The 18,159-nt window shown below is 27.4% G+C and carries 12 protein-coding genes; 8 read left to right on the forward strand and 4 right to left on the reverse strand.

Going from position 1 to position 18,159, the window contains the following annotated elements:
- The first annotated feature begins 146 nt into the window (after positions 1-146).
- The 7 genes from OF364_RS00570 to OF364_RS00600 are packed head-to-tail and all read left to right on the forward strand — an operon-like array spanning position 147 to position 6,980.
- A complete protein-coding gene (locus tag OF364_RS00570) occupies positions 147-671 on the forward strand; it encodes a hypothetical protein (RefSeq protein WP_205851180.1) in 525 nt (174 codons plus the stop codon).
- A 47-nt stretch (positions 672-718) separates the two neighbouring features.
- Positions 719-1,975 (forward strand): serine hydroxymethyltransferase, encoded by a 1,257-nt coding sequence (gene glyA, locus OF364_RS00575; RefSeq protein WP_205851179.1) that lies wholly within the window; start codon positions 719-721, stop codon positions 1,973-1,975.
- Positions 1,976-1,986: 11 nt separating this feature from the next.
- Positions 1,987-2,280: a hypothetical protein gene (locus tag OF364_RS00580; protein WP_263752296.1), complete on the forward strand. Its 294-nt coding sequence runs from the start codon at positions 1,987-1,989 to the stop codon at positions 2,278-2,280.
- Complete coding sequence (locus OF364_RS00585) at positions 2,280-3,917, forward strand: DAK2 domain-containing protein (RefSeq protein WP_263773922.1); 1,638 nt, start codon at positions 2,280-2,282, stop codon at positions 3,915-3,917. The genes OF364_RS00580 and OF364_RS00585 overlap by 1 nt, the downstream gene beginning before the upstream one ends.
- Positions 3,918-3,924: 7 nt before the next feature.
- On the forward strand, positions 3,925-4,923 hold the full coding sequence (gene plsX / locus OF364_RS00590; RefSeq protein ID WP_205851518.1) for a phosphate acyltransferase PlsX: 999 nt from the start codon (positions 3,925-3,927) through the stop codon (positions 4,921-4,923).
- On the forward strand, positions 4,916-5,617 hold the full coding sequence (locus tag OF364_RS00595) for a ribonuclease III family protein (RefSeq protein WP_205851517.1): 702 nt from the start codon (positions 4,916-4,918) through the stop codon (positions 5,615-5,617). The genes plsX and OF364_RS00595 overlap by 8 nt, the downstream gene beginning before the upstream one ends.
- A 1-nt stretch (position 5,618) precedes the next feature.
- On the forward strand, positions 5,619-6,980 hold the full coding sequence (locus tag OF364_RS00600; protein ID WP_263773923.1) for an AEC family transporter: 1,362 nt from the start codon (positions 5,619-5,621) through the stop codon (positions 6,978-6,980).
- Between the two features lie 376 nt (positions 6,981-7,356).
- Here OF364_RS00600 and OF364_RS00605 read toward each other — a convergent pair whose 3' ends face one another.
- Positions 7,357-8,253 (reverse strand): nucleotidyltransferase, encoded by an 897-nt coding sequence (locus OF364_RS00605; protein WP_263773924.1) that lies wholly within the window; start codon positions 8,251-8,253, stop codon positions 7,357-7,359.
- A complete protein-coding gene (locus tag OF364_RS00610) occupies positions 8,253-8,441 on the reverse strand; it encodes a hypothetical protein (RefSeq protein WP_263773925.1) in 189 nt (62 codons plus the stop codon). Before OF364_RS00610 ends, OF364_RS00605 begins: the two co-directional genes overlap by 1 nt.
- 279 nt (positions 8,442-8,720) lie before the next feature.
- Here OF364_RS00610 and mnmE point away from each other — a divergent pair, with 279 nt between their 5' ends.
- Complete coding sequence (gene mnmE, locus OF364_RS00615; protein ID WP_205851513.1) at positions 8,721-10,070, forward strand: tRNA uridine-5-carboxymethylaminomethyl(34) synthesis GTPase MnmE; 1,350 nt, start codon at positions 8,721-8,723, stop codon at positions 10,068-10,070.
- Between the two features lie 40 nt (positions 10,071-10,110).
- Here mnmE and OF364_RS00620 read toward each other — a convergent pair whose 3' ends face one another.
- Complete coding sequence (locus OF364_RS00620) at positions 10,111-12,318, reverse strand: hypothetical protein (protein ID WP_263773927.1); 2,208 nt, start codon at positions 12,316-12,318, stop codon at positions 10,111-10,113.
- A 56-nt stretch (positions 12,319-12,374) separates the two neighbouring features.
- Positions 12,375-18,159 (reverse strand): hypothetical protein (locus tag OF364_RS00625; protein WP_263773928.1); only part of this gene is annotated, 5,785 nt, incomplete at its 5' end.

The raw sequence follows: 18,159 nt of genomic DNA on the forward strand, positions 1-18,159 counted from the left end.
ATAACAGAATTTTCAAATATTAGTTTCAGATTTTAGTGCTTGTTTGATACTATTTACTAATAAAGACCTTCATATACATAAAAGGTTTTAAAATATGAAGGAATTTTGGTAAAATTTTAATTATTCTTATACTAATTGAGGTAAACATGTCAAATAATAAAAAATGAAGAAATAAAAAAATTAATTTAGCTAACTATCAAACTCTTAAAGTTGAAAAACAAAGAAGAAGTTTATCTGAAAATTGAAAAATTGCACTTACGGGGCTATTTTTAATTGCCTTTCCTTCATTTTTTGTCTTTTTACTTGTAGGAAGAGATGGCTGAATTATTACTTCAACAAGGAATTTATTAAACACATGAAGTGTTTTATTACCAATAGCAATTGGTATGGTTTTAATACAAATATCAGTTGTGGTATTATTAATTTTCAAATTTAAGGTCTTTAAAATTAATGCTTTAATTTTTCTTGTCCCGATTGCTGTAGCAATGAATTCTTTTATAGTTTCTTCGGGCACTGACAATTGAATATTAAGAGTTTTACCGGCCGTGGGATTAGCGTTCTTGGCAATACCACTTCTTTTACTAGTTAAACATATTGAAAAAAAGAAAAAAGACAAACTGGAAAAAGTAGTTCAAGAGGAAGAAAAAGCAAAAAGATCATTACTAGACTAAAAAATTTAGTTTAGTTTTTTATTTTAATAATTAGTTGAGGTAATATTATGTACAAAAAAATATCATTAGCAGACAAAGAAATAGAAACAATAATAAATAACGAAACAAAAAGACAAGAAGACCATATTGAACTAATTGCTTCTGAAAATTTTGTTTCAGAAGATGTACTAAAAGCAGCTGGGTCTTGTTTAACCAATAAATATGGCGAAGGATATCCAGACAAAAGATACTATGGTGGTTGCGAATATATCGACCAGATAGAAACTCTTGCACAAGAAAGAGCTAAGAAATTATTTAAAATGCAATATGCTAATGTACAGCCTTATTCGGGTTCTGTGGCAAATGCTGCCATTTATATGGCTTTATTAAAACCAGGTGACAAAGTTTTAGGCTTATCACTAGATTCGGGAGGACACTTAAGCCACGGATATAAAATTTCTTTTAGTGGTATTTTATATGAATCTCATTCATACACAATTACTTCAGAAGGTATACTAGATTTTAATGAAATTTTAAAAATTGCTAAAAAGATTAAACCTAAAATGATTATTTGTGGATATTCAGCTTATTCGCAAATTGTTGAGTTTGATAAATTTAAAGAAATTGCTGATGAAGTAGGTGCTTATTTATTTGCTGATATTTCACATATTTCTGGGTTGATTATTGCTGGATTACATCCTTCTCCAGCTGAATATGCTGACGTTGTTATGACTACAACTCATAAGACTTTAAGGGGTACCAGGGGCGCAATTATATTAACCAACAACGAAGAAATTGCTAAAAAGATTGATAGAGCTGTTTTTCCGGGTTATCAAGGTGGCGCTTTATTTCATCAAATAGCCGCTAAAGCTGTTTCCTTTTATGAAGCCTTACAACCAGAATTTATTGAATACCAAAAACAGTTGTTAAAAAACTCTAAAGTTTTCTGTCAAACATTTATGAATAAGGGTGCTAAAGTAATTTCGGGTTTAACAGCAAACCACTTATTTATGATTGACGTTAAAAGTTCATATAATTTGACAGGCAAAGAGGCTTCTGCTATTTTACAAGAATGTAATATTACAGTAAATAAAAACTCAATTCCAAATGACACCGAATCACCCATGATTTCAAGTGGAATTAGATTAGGCTCAGCCGCTATGACTTCACGTGGTTTTGGTGAAGATGAGTTTATTATTTTAGCTAATTTAATTGATAAATGTTTGCGTGACCCAAATAATGAAAACCTTAAAACAGTAATTAAAAAAGAAGTAGCAAAATTAACTTCGATGTTCCCAATTAAAAGAAGTTATATTAAAAATTAAGGGGCAGAATTATGAATAAAGAAATAGATAGCAAAATTAAAAACTGAATTTCTTCAATCGCCGGTGTAATTGATTTTGAAACCTTAGATGAATTTAATGAAATAAATACTCCCAATGATGGAATTGTGGTGTTAAAGAGTGAAAAACAAAAAAATGCAATTGATGTTTATATTGGTTTAATTACATTAGTAAGTATTAGTGCTAAAAATATTGTTGAAGAAATCTACCAAATTATTAATTACAATCTTAAAAAGATTAACTGAAAAATTGGAAAATTATGTGTATATATTAAAGGAACAAAATAATGAAAAAAATTAATGGAAAAATTTGATTAGAAGCTGTCACTTCCGGTGCGCATAATCTTAAAAATAAACAAAATTCCATAAATGCTTTGAATGTTTTTCCTGTGCCAGATGGAGATACAGGGTCAAACATGGCATCTACAATTTTGTCTGTATTAACTGGAATTGATAAAGATAATACAAATATCTCAGAGGTTGCTTCTAAAATAGCTCAAAACATGTTATTTTCTGCTCGGGGAAACTCTGGTGTAATTTTAAGTCAAATTTTTAGGGGTTTTGCGGTAGGTTTCAATAATAAAGAAGAAATTAATTCTTATGATTTGGTCAAAGCTTTTCAATCGGCTTCTAATTCTGCTTACAAAGCAGTTTTAAAGCCAATTGAAGGAACAATTCTAACTGTTATTAGAGAAACTTCAGAAGGTTTAATTGATAATGCACTAATAGATAGCGATATTGAAGACATTTTTACAATCGCTTTAAATTTAGCTAGAAAAAGTTGTGATAATACTCCTAACTTACTTAAAGTTTTAAAAGAAGTTGAGGTTACCGACTCGGGTGGCGAAGGATTATATGCTGTTTTAGAAGGAATGCTATCTTATTTTCAAGGACAACCAATACAATTACTAAATGTTGAAGATGAAGTTAACAAATTTATATCTGATACTGAAGTTTTTGAAGGAGAATTTGGTTATTGTACTGAATTTATTTTAGAACTCAAAAAGCCTAAAAAATTTAATAAAGACCTTTTGGTTAACAAATTAGAAAGAATTGGAAGTTCAATGGTTGTTGTTCAAGATAATTCTATTCTAAAGGTACACATTCATGCAATTAGACCAGGAGAAGTTCTAAATGCTGTTAATAGCTTGGGTCAGTTTATTAAAGTTAAAATTGAAAATATGACATTGCAAGCCAACGATAGTAAAAAGAATACCGATAATTCCAATAATAAAAAAGAAACAGAAAATGGCGAATTACAAAAACCTAAAAAATCTGCTGTTATTTCTTGTAATTCGGGAGCGGGTATAATTAATTTATTAAAAGAAAGTGGGGCTTCATATATTGTTGAAGGAGGACAAACTAATAACCCTTCAATCAATGATATTGTATATGCCATTAATTCAACAAATGCTGAGACTATCTTTATATTGCCTAATAATTCAAACATTATTTTGTCAGCTCAACAAGCTTCAACAATTATTAAAGATAAAAAAATTATTATAATTCCAACTAAATCACAAGCTCAAGCTTTAGGTATTCTATATAACTTCAGTGAAGAAAATTCAATTGAAGAAAATCATCAGCTTATGAAAGATGCTTTAAATAGTATTCACTATGGTGAAATCGCTCCTTCTATTAAAACCACTAAATTAGATGGTATTAAAGTGAAAGCTGGAGAGTTTATGACTATTAAAGAAGGTAAATTAATTAACACAGCGCCAACTTTTAATGAAGCTGCAATTAAATTATTAAATGAAATGATTAATGAAGATACACAGATTGTTACTTTATTTTATGGTCAAGATGTTACAGAGGCAGATATAAGTGAATTACAAAATTATGTAGAAGTTAATTTTGATGTTCAAATTGATATATATAATGGTGGCCAAACTATTTATCCATATCTAATATCAACAGAGTAGGTGTTAAATGAAAAAAATTGTTTTTGATATATTAAATAATGATAATGGGCACTATGAAGCAACTAGAGCTGCTTTAAAATTTAAAAAAAACTTTCCAGAATTTGAAATTATTTTGGTTGGTGATGAAAAATACATTGAAGAAACTTTAAAAGAAGAAACCAAATTATTTACAATAATTAATTCTTGTGAAATTGCACATATTAAAAATTCTCCAAGGGATATTTTAAAAAATAAGTCATCTATGCTAGATGCCTTTAATTATTTGGTAGAAAATGATTGTGATGCTATATTGAGCAGTGGAGATAGTGGTTCTTTAATAACTTTATCTAGCTTAAAGATTAAAAGGTTACCAAATGTTTCTAGACCTGCTTTTATGCCAGTAGTCCCAACTACGACTCAAAAAAATATATTATTACTAGATGCTGGTGCTAATGTAGAAACCCCGGCTGATTATTTAAATAATTGAGCACTTGTTGCCACTAAATATTATCAAAAAATGTTTGAAAATAAAAACCCTATTATTGGACTGCTTAATATTGGAACGGAAGACTATAAAGGTAATGAAAATGTAAAGTTGGCTAATAGTCTACTAAAAGCCAACAAAGCAATTAATTATCATGGTTTTATTGAACCAAAGGACGCTGTTAATGGTGTTGTGGATATTGTTATAGCAGAAGGTCAAACAGGAAACATATTTTTAAAAACTATGGAAGCATCTTTTATGGGTTTTGGTAGTTTATTAAAACAATCCATAATGTCAAATTTTATATCTAAAATAGGTGGTTGGTTATTAAAACCAAAATTAAAGCAAATTAAAAATAGATTTGATTACAGAAATGTAGGTGGTGCCTATATTATCGGTTTAGAAAAAATAGTAATTAAAGCACATGGCAGCTCAGATGAATTAGCTTTTTATAATTCTTTAAATCAAATTAAAAATCTACTAGATAATCAAAATTTTATTAGCGAAATAAAAAACAATCTGGAGGAAATTCAAAATGAATAATAAAGACATATTGTTTTGGAAAGAACTTTCAGAATTTATTAATACATTTAATTTAAAAACGCATAATTTAAAGAGAAATCAAATTGAAATTCTTATATCTGCATTCACTCATAAATCATATTCTAATGAAAATAAAAAATCACATGACAATGATTTTTTAGAATTTATTGGGGACGGTATCTTGCAATTTGTAGTAACTGAATGAATTTCTTCTAATAAACTTTGATGAAATGCTGGATCAGCTACAAAATTAAGAAGTCACGTTGTCGATAAAACTAATTTAGCATTTGTGGCATCTAAATTTAAATTATTAAATTTCTTAAGGCATTCAAAATCTGCTTTTGCAAACGGCTTGAATGAAAAAACAGTATCTAATTTATATGAATCTTTTATAGGCGCAATTTATTTAGTTTATGGTTTATCAAAAGTTTTTGAATTTACAGAACTTACATTAAAACCAACTTTTGATAAGGCATTAAACTTTGAACACAACCATCCTAAAAATTTATTACAAGAGCATTTTCAAAAATCAAGTAATTCTAATATTGAATATATAACAGAAGGTCTTTCAAATTCACAATTTGGCTCAGTTGTTATATTTGAAGGTATAAAATATGGTGAAGGTATTGGTAAATCTAAAAAAGAAGCGGAAACTAATGCTGCTGTTGATGCACTAAGAAAGTTGGGTATCTAAGATGAATTCCACAACTTTATTTACTGGCATAATTACAAATACTGGCCTTTGAGGTGCAATTATTTCTACATTAGTAGTTACACTATTAGGTTTTGTTTTATACAAAACTAAGGTTTTAAATGATGGTGTTACAAATTCAATTCAAAAAATGATTATTAATATCATAATTCCTTTTTTATCTTTCTTTTCGTTTATGAAAAACGCAGATAAATCAGATATTAATATATATGCTATTGTTTTCGGTCTAAGTGCAATTTATTATTTTGCATTAACTGGTATTGCTTTGTTATGAATTAAATTTTTACCACATTTGATACCTAAAAGAGTTTTAACAAGAGCTCAAAAAGATTTCGAAAAATATCAAGCCAATGTGGAATTTGAACAAAAACAAATTTGAAATAGAAATATTTATTTAGAACAACTCCAACGTAAACATCTTGTTACTTGACTAATGTGTATTTATGGTTCCAATATTTTGTTTGCTACGCCAATTGTTTTAGGTGTATTTCCTAATGGACCTGAATTAGGTTCTTTAAATATTTGAAACATATTGTATTATGTTGGTGGTTTTGGTTTATCTTTCTCTTTAATAACAGGTGTTAAGTTTACTAAAAAAGAATTTAAGTATACACTTAAAAAAGCCTTTTTGAACCCTGCTTTTATTGTGGTGATTATTGCTATAGCTTTATGAGCTACACAATATATACCAAAATTAGGTGTAACAATTAAAGATGTAAATAAAACACTACCTGTTTATGGTAGCACAACAAATATTTTTACAAAGGAAGCCACTTTTGGTCCTAACTTTAGTGTTCTACACGGACAAGAAGTAGAGGTGTTAAGCGGTGTTTTAGGTAAAAAAACGAAAATTATTAATTGATTTAAATATGATAATCTAAAAAATTTATGAGTCCCTTATCAAGGTAGACCTACAGGTTGGTTTGATTGAAATATAACTATGCCTTATTTAGCTAAACCAATAAGTATTGTAGCCAGTCTAATAAGTCCACTAATTTGAATTGTTATAGGAACTAGTTTAGCTAAAAATGATTTAAAAGAGATGTTTAAAAAAGGTAAAAATTGATTATTCTTATTTTATAAATCTGGTTTAATACCTTTATTTATATTAGCGCTAGTATCTTTCTTTGTAGCTAAAAAATTAATTCCAGTAAGTGTAGGAGCAATTTTAGTAATGACAGGCGCCGTTCCTCCGGGAACTACAATTGTGCTATATTCACAACATGCTAATAATAATGCTAAATATACTTCGCAAGTAAGTAGTTTATCAACAATGACTAGTTTTATTTTTATACCTATGTGATTAGTTATTGGGCAAGTAAGTTTATCTAGAATTGCAGTATAAAAATTGTTGGTGTGTTACCAACTTTTTTTAAAAAATTATAAAGTATGGTAAAATGTAATTGTAAATACAGGTCTGAGCGAAAGCTGTTGGCCAGCCATAGAAAGCTGGGTAAAACCGGCTTTTAAACTATAATTTTTATATGAAAAAATTTATACCAATTTATTTTTTTGTAAAAGATTAAAAAATTATGATATTGTATAGTATGTATAGATGTAAAAGGCGCGGAGTTAAAAATAACTTGCGGAAGCTAAGAAGCTGAAATATCGGCATAAAGGAGTGGCTAGAGGTCATTTTTTTATATAAATTTAATAATTTAAATAGTGTTATAAATTTTGTTTCATTTTGATAATCATTATTATGAGTAGGAGGTTTTAATCTACCTCTTAATACTTTTTAAAACATATAAATATACTCGTTTTATTCTTGATTTAGTATACCTTTTCGAAGTGCAGCGGTCAACAAATTCATCATAAGTTGAAGCATTTATATTTTTTTTAAATAAATTTTCCATACCTTCTGTAACTAGTTTTATTTTAGCTAGTTGTTGAGGTGTTTTTTTTCTTACTATTTTTTGAAATCTAGGATATGTGCTCTCAATTGTTTTTAATTTAGTAATTTTTACAGGTGAATATTTCGAAATATCTTCTTTATCTTTAATCATTTGTCTTAATTTTGTGCCCGAGGCATAATTAAGACTAGTGTTTTCTGAACTATGAGAAACTGTACGTTTAAAACAGTTTAGTTTAATTTTTAAATTGTTGTTAATTATATATTTTGTATATTCAAAACCTAAGATATCTTGTGGTATATCTTTTTCAGGAATAATAAATTTAAGCGCTTCATAACATGAATATATAAAAGACCTACCAGTTTTCATTATCTCTTTAGCTTTTGTATTATAAAACTCTAAATTCTCCTTGAGTTTATTAGCCGCATTTATATAAACATTAATATTTGAAGTATCAGAAGCTCCAAAAACTAATAAATCAATTCCGGATTGGTTTAGTCTATCAATAGCTCCTTTTGCAAATATATGAGCGGCTTGTGTAGAAGTTTCAAAATCTAATTTTAAAACTTTTGAAACACCATATTGTTTTGCGATTTTTTTTCTTTTTAAATATGATTGACATGCAATTTCACCTCTTTGGGTGTAATTAGATGATAAAGCTACTATTATTTTAGAATTAGGATACATTTCTTTAATTTTATTAATTAAATAAATGTGCCCATTGTGGAATGGGTTAAATTCTGCTATTAAACCGATTTTTAGCATTATTTTTTCTTTTCTTTTTTTAGTTTAATTTCTTTAAAACTTCCTAATCCATAATTTTTATAAATATCTAATTCGCGTGTTTGCTCTATTTGGTGTTTAGAAGGTTTTTTAATATCATCAACTAAAATAAAATCGTTTTTCTTTTTTTTATTTGCAGTTGGCTTTTTTTGTTTTTTAACTACAGACATTTATACCTCATTCGCTTAATAAATTAATTATATACAAATAATTTATATATAAGTTTTTAATGTTTTAGATAATGTTAATAAAACTAAAATTGTTTTGTTTTTATTGACATTTAATTAAGACACTTTTTAGTCTTAAAGTTAGCGGTTTTTAAAGATATTGACATATATACATTACTTATTATTATAATTAATTTAACTAACTAGAAACTCTTTTATTTTTCTGTCGCCACTTTATACTAAAATAGCTATTATTTTCTAATACTTATATAATATATAAATATGTATAAAAATAATATAATTGACGATACTATTGTTGCTATTGCTTCAGGTAATATAAATCAAGCTATTTCTATAATTAGAATATCAGGACCAGAAGCTATTCAAATAATTAAAAAAATATATAAAGGAAAAATAGGCAAAGATAAAACTATTACATATGGTTATATTTATGACCCTTTAACTAATAAAACTATAGATGAAGTATTAGTTAATTTCTTTATTGGCTCAAAAAATTATGTAGGGCAAGACACAGTAGAAATTAATGCTCATGGTGGTATTGTTGTTACTAATAAGATTCTTAATTTAATTATTGCTAATGGCGCAAGGTTAGCTCAAAGAGGAGAATTTTCAAAAAGAGCTTTTTTAAATGGAAAAATCTCTTTAGATAAAGCTGAAGCTATTAATTCTTTAATTCATGCTAAAACTAATATACAAGCTGAAATCGCTATCAAACAATTTAATAATAATGATAATAAAATTATCGAATCACTAGAACAACAATTATTAAACATAATTTCAATTATAGAAATAAATATAGATTATTCTGATTACAATGATATCGAACAAATGAATGCTACCAAATTATCGACATTAGTTTTAAATCTTAAAAATAACATTGAAACAATAATTAAAAAATCTCAAAATGCTATTGATGTATATGAAGGTATTAAAGTTGCTATTGTTGGAAAACCAAACGTCGGAAAATCATCTTTATTAAATGTTTTATTAAATAAAGATAGAGCTATAGTAACAGATATAGAAGGTACTACTAGAGATGTTATTGAAGCTGATTATGAAATTAATGGTATTCCTTTTAAAATAATTGATACAGCAGGAATTAGAAAAACAGATAATAAAATTGAAAATATTGGAATTGAAAAATCATTAGATTCAATTAAAGAAGCTAAAATAGTTGTACATTTACTAAATCCTGACTTAGAAGAAAATCAAGAAGATAAAATTATTAAAAAATTAGCTAAAAATAAAATTTATATTCCAGTTATAAATAAAAGTGATTTATTAAAAAATAAACAAAACAAAAATTATGTTCAAATTTCATCTAAAAACAAAAATGTGTGAGAATTAAAAAATGCTTTAGTTAAAAAATATTTAGATCTTGATTATGAAGATGACAATATTATTTACAACACAAGGCGTTTAGGACTGCTAAAGCAAACACTTAACTGTTTAAGTGCTGCTTTAGAAGGTTTAAATAATAACTATGGTCCTGAAGTGGTAATTATTGATATTAATAAGTGCTGGTCTATACTAAGAGAAATTTTAAATAAAGAATATGATAGTGAAACGTTATTAGATAACATGTTTAATAAATTTTGTTTAGGAAAATAAAAGTCGACAAATTGTCGACTCTTTTTAATTCAAGTTTATTCTAGTGTTTTGTTTTGTCTGTATAATCATTTGATGATTGATCTTCATTTTCACCTATAAACACTACATGGTTTTTAAAAAATTTATCTGGATCAGCATGACCAGTAGGAACAACATAAGCTGAGGATTTTCATCTTTTTTCTTCCGCTTCAAATCTTGATCCAACACCAGGTTCCCTTTTATTAGGTACAGCAAGTCAAATTGCTTTTATTAAATTTCTAATACTATTTTTCAATCCATGTCATTCATTCAAAAAACTTTTTAAAGTATCGGGGTTTCGATAAAACTTTTCAAAAAAGCCATCATTATTATTAAAATGTTTAAGAACTAATTGGATTGTTTTTGATTGATGACTTTTAAAACTTGGTCAAAAATTTCAAAAATTTTTATAATGTAGGTTATCTTTAGTAATTCTTGTATCAGAAAAATTAAAATCTCCTAAATAACCTCTAATTCCTGGATGAGAAGGAAGTGCTAAATATAATTCAATTGGTCAAACACCTTGTTGAGCACCCAGTATATTTCAATTAAGCATATTAAGGAAATGTGTAACTTTGGCTAATAAACTAAAATCTTGAAAATCATTTTGCACCTGTATTTCTTTTCATGCATACTCAAAATCACCAGATCTAGCACTTTTTCTTCCTACTATAAATTTAGTCCTAACTTTGTAATCAAATATTAACCCGTGTCTGTCTTGCGAGAATTTAATTGATTCAATTTTAAGATTTGTAAAGAGAGGACTGATTTTTGAATCTTTTGTATTTCAAATTAATTTATATTGCTTTTTAAAGAAATTATCATCGATTGTTAAATTTGGATTATTACCATTTAAATTTTTAAATGCATCACCAAAACTTCTATATTTATTAATCATAATTATAAAATAATTACTAAAATTATATCTAAAATCAAATCTAGGTTTTGCTGGCATTAGTCCACCAAAAACCTTAGAAAATTTTATTTGATTAGAATTGGTTACTTTGTCATGAATACTAAAATTAATTTTTAAAGTTCCATCAAAACTATTAGGACTAATAAAATTAGCACGAACTTCTAAATGAGGAATTAGATTTAAAGTACCAGGTTTAAATTCTACATCATTAATAGTTAGTGCGGTTGGCTGCGCATTTGTTCTTTTTAGTTCTCAACCACTAATAAAGGCATTTATATTATCTTCAATTCACACACTACGGTTTTTACTGATTTTATCTTTTATAGTAGTATGTATTTTAATATTTGTTTCAGCAGTTTTAAAGGTTTGAGAATCTAAATTATCTGAATTAGGAATTGAAACTTTTCTAATAAGTGTAATATCATTTTCTTCTACTTTTTTAACAAAAAATTCTTCATAATCAAGTTTATCATTACCGTTATCTCATATGAAGTATTTTTTTAGATTTTCATATGAATTATCAATTTCAAAGTCTCTTTTCATTGCCTCATAATCATAAACATCTTCTCTTAGTCGTGGATTTTTAAACTCAAAAGCTTCATATTTTATAGTAGTTTTTATTCTATAATCTCTTGTTTCAGTTAAAGTATCGCCATATATTTTAAATCAATATTTAACTCTTATATTAACATAACCTTTTAAATCGTTATAGGTCATTTTTTCAACTACAAAGTCATATCTATCATGTTCATGACCAATTGAAGTAATGTTGGCGGTTACAACAGAAGAAGGTAATTGATGTGCGTGACTAAGAGAAAATTCTAAACCTTGAGCTTTTTTTAATCATCATAAAGTTCTTGCTTTAGAAATTAATGGTTCTAATTCTTCAAGAGCTAACTTTTCATATTTATCATCACCTAATTCTTTCGTTTTTTTAGCTAATTCTACAAGTTTATCTCCTGTATTATTTAATTTTCCTAAGTTTTCATTAGATAAAATACCTTCATTTATTCGTCAGAATTCCACATTTGTTAATTCGATTGATTTTGTACCAATAGAATTAAATAAATTGATAAGGTGTTCTAGTGTATTTTTAATGTTTTCATACTCTGCTTTGTGTTTTGCAGTTTCTTGAGCAATATAATCTCTTTTTTGTTGAATTAAGGTTGTAGCTTGTCGAATTGTATTTTTTAGGTTTGCCAAGAAAGCAGCATTACTGTCTTTAACTTCATTATTAATAAAGTCTTGAGCAGCTTGGATTAAAGGTTCTAGTGCTGCTATATCTTCATTAATTTTCTTGAAGTTAGTAAGCATTTCAAGTCTATTATAAATTTCTTGAATTTTTTGAGCGTGTTCTTGTGCTTTTTGTTTTAAACAGCTTCTTTAATCTTGTCTTCTAGTTGTTGGATTTTAGTATTTATTTCATCTAATTTTTGTTGTTGGTCTGCTTTATTGTCATTGTATTCTTGAACTAAAGCTTTAGCCATTAACGTTTCAAGCTTAGTTTTTGCTGTATTGAATTTGCCAATAGCATTATTAATTTCAACTTCTGTTTGAGGGTTAGCATTATCAGCATCTTTTGCTTGTCTATATTCAGTATCCCTTCAACCTTTATATGCGAAATCGTAAAATCATTTGATATCGTTAGCTAATTTATCTTGTGCTTCAGAATGTCTTTTGGCTTCATCAAGTTTATTTTTAAGTTCTGTTAATTTTTGATTTAGTTCAGGAACACTAGTATTTTCTGGTTTGTTGTATATATCATAAACATCATTTTTAATGGTATTGATTAAATTATTTAATTCACTTACATATCTTTTTGTACTGTCATATTTATTAGCATGATCATTTTTCTTAATTAAATCATCTAGAGATTTAATAACAGTTTCAAGTTTTTCCTTAACTTTAGCAATTCTGTCTCTTTCAACACCTTCTAGAGCGTCCTTGATTTTAGTTAGATCTCTTTCAATGTTATTGATTAAATCATCTGAATTTATTCTAACTGCACCATAATCTTTATCAGTTGCCAGCTGTTTAGCAGCTTTAGCTAATTCTAATGAAGCTTCTAGAGCAGTTTTTATTTCTTTTAGTTTAGTTTCATTTTTGTTTGCTATAGCTGCATCTAAACCTGTTCTAGCTGTGTTTCATGAACTTTGAGCATCAGTATATTTAGTTTCTACTTGAGTTTTCAATTGATTATTTTTTGCTACTAAGTTATCATGTTTAGTTTTGACTTCAGTTGTTTTATTTTTTAGTTCCTCTAATTTAGCTGTAATTTTAGGAGTTTTATTTTTAGCATCCTTATTTAGGTCTGTTTGATAATCATTATTTTGAGTGATTTGAGTATTTAAAGCACCAAGTGCAATTACAGAAGTATCATATTTTCCTTCAGCATTTTTAGCAGTTTGAAGTTTTTGAGCCGTTTCTTGAAGTCTTCTATCAATTTCGTCGATAATACCTTTAATTCTTTCTTCTTCGCCCTTAGCCTTATCTTCAGCAGTTTTTAAAGATTCTTTTAGGTTATTTAAAAGCTCAGTTGCTTCTTGTTTAGGAGCATTATATTCTTTATCAGTTGCTTGTTGAATAACCAATTCAACATCTGTAATAGCTTTTTTAAGATCCTCAATAGCAGAATTTAATTTAGTAATGTCATTACCTGCATCTTTAGCATCTTTAATAGCTTTAGTAGATTTTGTTTTAGCTTCTTTAAGAGCATCATCAATTGCTTTTTTAGCATTAGTTAATGCTGTATTAAGTAGAGTTTTTTTAGCATTAGCAGCATCAATTGTAGTTTTTAAAGTATTAATTAGGGCTTTAATTTCATCATTTTTATCATTTTTATTAGTATTATAATCTGCTTCAGCTGATGTTAAAGCATTAGTTAAATCATCTAGTTTTGCTTTTAAAGGATCTATTTTATCTTCTTGAGCTTCAGCATCTGTTTGTGCATTAGTTATTGTACTAATATGGTCTTGCAATAATTTTTTAAGATTTTTAACACGTTCATTTTCTTTTTCTTGTTCTGATTGTAATTTGGCTCTTAATTCAGCTAATGCTTTATTAATATTTGTAATATCATCGGCAATTCTAGCATCTAGGTCGGTGTAACCATCATTATTAGCGTTAGTTTTAATGCTATTGATTTTAGTTAAAGCTTCTCCATATGCTTGAATTGCTTGATTAATTTTAGTAATTTCTGTACCTGCATTATTAGCTAAAGTTTCAGCATTTTTATATTCCGTGTCTTTAAAAGTTTTATATAAACCTTCATGTTTAGTTTTAATTGTTTTGGCTTTAGCTTCAGCGGCTGTAATAGAACTGTTAGTATCCTTAATTGCTTGGTCTAAGGCATCTAATTCAGTTTTTAGTTCAGCAATAGCTTTATTTTTATCTATATTGTGTTGTCTTAGAACATTTTTTGCACTTTCTAGTTCATCATTAGTGGTTACTACAGCTAAATTAATTTCATCATATTTAGTTTTGCCATCTAATTCTTGTTTTTTAGCTAATAAGTCTTGAGTAGCTTTTTGAAGTGCTCGCTTAACTCTGTCAATTCTATCTTGTTCACTTTGTTCTGCTTCTTTTAGAGCATCATCTGCTTCTTTTATAGACTTAGTTATGTCATTAATTAAGGCTTTTGCTTCTGTTTCTTTAGCTGAATAGTGTTTTGAAGTTGCGCTATCCTTAACTTTTTGAGCATCTTCTTTAATTTTGTTTAGTTTTTTAATAATTTCTTTAAGATCATCAATATTTTTTGTATCTATGGCGTTTTTAACATCTTGTTTTAAATCATCAAATGCTTTTTGTTCTTTAGCTAAAGCATCTGTTATTTCTTTTTTATTTTTAGTATTCTCTGTATTTAGAGTATTGTAAACATCACTAACTTGATTGGTTAGCGTTTTTAGTTGTTTTAGAACAACATCAAGTTTTGGATGCTTGGTGTTTTCTGCTTTGTTTTCAGTATTATGTTTTTGAATAGCATTGGTGTTTAAAGTATTTAAATCAGGTAAAATTCTGTCTAATTCATCAATATTACCCTTAGCGCCATTAGCTTCATCGCGTTTTGCTTCAAGGTTCTTAATAACTTCTTTTAAGTCTTTTTCTAAAGCATCAACTCTAGCATCTTCACCTTTGGCTTTATCTAGAGCTTCTTCAGTTTCCTTGATTTTGTTATCAATTGCTTTTTCTAAGTTTTCAGCTTTAGTTTCATATTCTTTATATTTATTAGTAATAGCTAAAGTTTTAGCTTCAGCTGCTTTTTGTTTTGCTGCTCTTAGTTTTTCTAAAGCGGTTGCTAATTTAGTTGAATCTTCACCAGCATTTTTAGAATCTTCAAATGCTTCATTTTTAGCAGTTTCGGCTTCAGTATATTTAGTTTCTGTAGCTTGTTTTTTAGTATCTCTTTCAGTTGTTTTAGTTGTTTTAAGAGTGGTTGCTTCACTTAAAGCGGTATTTAGTGCCTCTAATTTTTCAGGGACTAAAACTTTGTTTTTGTATTCATCTTTATTATATTTATCATAAACAGCTTTAGCCTTAGCAATTTCAGCTTCAAATTTTGGCAGTTCTGTAGTTAGTTCATCAACTCCATCTTTTGAATTTAAATTGCTAATAGCGTCTCTTAATGCTGTAGTTGCACCATCAATTTCTTTTGCTATAGTATCATCTAATTTATTATTGATTTCATCTAATTTATCAGTTACTTCTTTTGCCTTATCTTCAGCTTTTTTAGCTGAATCAGCATCACCTTTTTCTTCAGCTTTTTGTTTTGCTTTTTCTAAGGCTTCTTTAGCTTTTTCTAAATTATCTTTAGCTTCATCTAATTTCGATTTATCAGTACCGGCTTCATCTGCTTTTTTAATAGCGTCTTCTGCTTTCTTTAAAGCATCATCCAATTTTTCTTTAACTTCTTTTTCATTAGTTTCTTGTGTTTGTTTTAAGTTAGCTATAAAACCATCTATATCTTTTAATTCATCTTTTAGATTATCTAAAGCTGTTTGAAGTTCACCAACAGCTTGGTTAATAGGTATATTATGTTCATCATATTTACCTTGAGAAGTAGTTTTTTGGGCTTCTAAGGCAACAATAGCTTTTTTAAGTTCATCAATATTGTTAATATTATCAGTTGCTTTTTGTTTTGCAACTGCTAAATCAGTTTTAGCTTTTTCTAATTCAGTTTTAACTTTATTAATTCTATTAGTTTCAGCATTTAGTTTTTGGTTAACTTCATCTTTTTTAGATTTAACATCTTTTAATAAATCTTTAGCTTTATCAGTTTGAGTTTTGTATTTTTTAGGTTCAATTTCTTTAACTAAATCATCTAGTTTAGTTTCTAAGTCATCTAATTCTGTTAATGAAGTTTGCAAGTCAGTTGCTTTATTATCAGCAATAGCCGCGTCAGCCTTTTGAATAGCTTCTTTAGCTTTTTGTTCTAGGTCTTTAACTTTGTTTTCAATTTCTTCTTTAGCTTGTTTTATTTGTTGTTTTTGAGTTGTAACTAAATTATTAGCATTATCATAAGCTAATTTGAAAGCTTCATATTCAGTTTTAGCATTTTTAGTTTTATCATCATTTGAAATACCATCTAAGTTTTGAACTTCGGCAAGTTTTGATTCTAAAGCATCCAGTGCTATTTGTCTATCATCTAAACCAACTGCCTTATTTAAGGCCTCAGTTAATTGTTTTAAAGCTTCTTTGGCAGTATTTAAGTTTTGTTTTAGTTGGGTAATTCTTTGTCTTTCTTGTTCTGCAGCTGTTTCTAGTGCTGATTTTTGATTTCTAGCTTCAGTTAGTTTATTTATAATATTAGTTTTTAAAGTGTCAGCTTCAGCTTTTGGTTCATCAAATTTAATTTCATCAAGTTTTTGTAGTAATTTTTCAATATCTGTTTTATTTTTTTCTAAAGCCGCTATTGATTTTTCTACTTCTGCTAAATTATCTTTGTTAGTATCATAATGGTTTGAATTTTCTTCAAAAGATTTTTGAATATCTTTTAATTGTTGTTTAGCATCATTTCTTTCTTGATCGATTTGATTTTTGCGAGCTAAAATATCTGCTTGTTTTAGTTCAGCAGCTTTGATTTTATTTTCTAGTTCTTTAAATTCAGCTTTAAAATTATCTTTTTTAGGTTCTAGCTCATTTTTAGTATTATTAGCTGCTTCTAAAGCAGTATTTATTTTATTTAATGCATCAGTTGCTTTAGCTAAATTATGTTCATTTGCTGGTTTTAGAGCATCGTTTACTTCACTTATGGCATCATCTAAATCTTTAATAGCATCAGTTATTTTTTGCTTATTACTTGCTAGGTCTTCAGCTTCTTTAGCTTTTACTTTATTATCAAGAACTTGTTTGGTTTGTTCGGCTTCCTGTAATTTTTGTTTTAAATCTTTAGCTTCTTCTTCTAAATTGTTATCTTTAGCTTTTTGAATAGCTTCTTTAGCTTTTTCAATTGCTTTATTTAAGGGATCTTGAGCTGCTTTAAGTTTATCTAAATCTTCACCTTTTAAGGCTTCTTTAGCAGCTTCATTAGCTTTATCTAGTTCTGTAGTAGCATTAAGGATTTCAGTTTTAATTTCTTGTTCTTTATTTTCAATTTTTTCAATTGCTTCAGCTGCTTTATTTAAAGCTTCTTTAGCAGCTTCAATTTTATCTTTTAAGGTTTTATTATCATCATTAAGTTTAGGTTCATCTTTATTTTTATCATATAAATCTTGAGCATTTTTAATTTCTTGTTCAAGATCATTTTTAGCATTAACTATATCTGATTTATTAGAAGAATTTAAAACACCTTCAACGTCTTTGGTTTTTTGTTCTAGATCTTCAATTTGCTTTTTAATTTTAGCTTTTTCAGCGGCAATTTGTTGTTCTTTAAGTTCAACTGCTGCTTTTCTATTCTCAATTAGAGTGCTTTTAGCATTAATTTCAGCAATTTTATCTGTAATTTTTTTAGTACTTGCAACATCGCCTGCTTCTTCTGTTTCTTTTTTGGCGTCTTCTAATTTTGTTTTAGCGCCTGCTAATTTTCCAAGAATTTCAGTTAATTTTGCTTTATCTTCACTATTTTTATTATTTTCAGCTTCTTCTAAAGCATTATCTGCTTGTTGAAGGGCTTCTTTAACAATTCTGTCTAGTGCATCTTTGGCATCTTTTAGTGCTTGT

This window comes from Mycoplasma enhydrae, assembly GCF_025779955.1.
In the GTDB taxonomy this organism is placed as follows: domain Bacteria; phylum Bacillota_I; class Bacilli_A; order Mycoplasmatales; family Metamycoplasmataceae; genus Metamycoplasma; species Metamycoplasma enhydrae.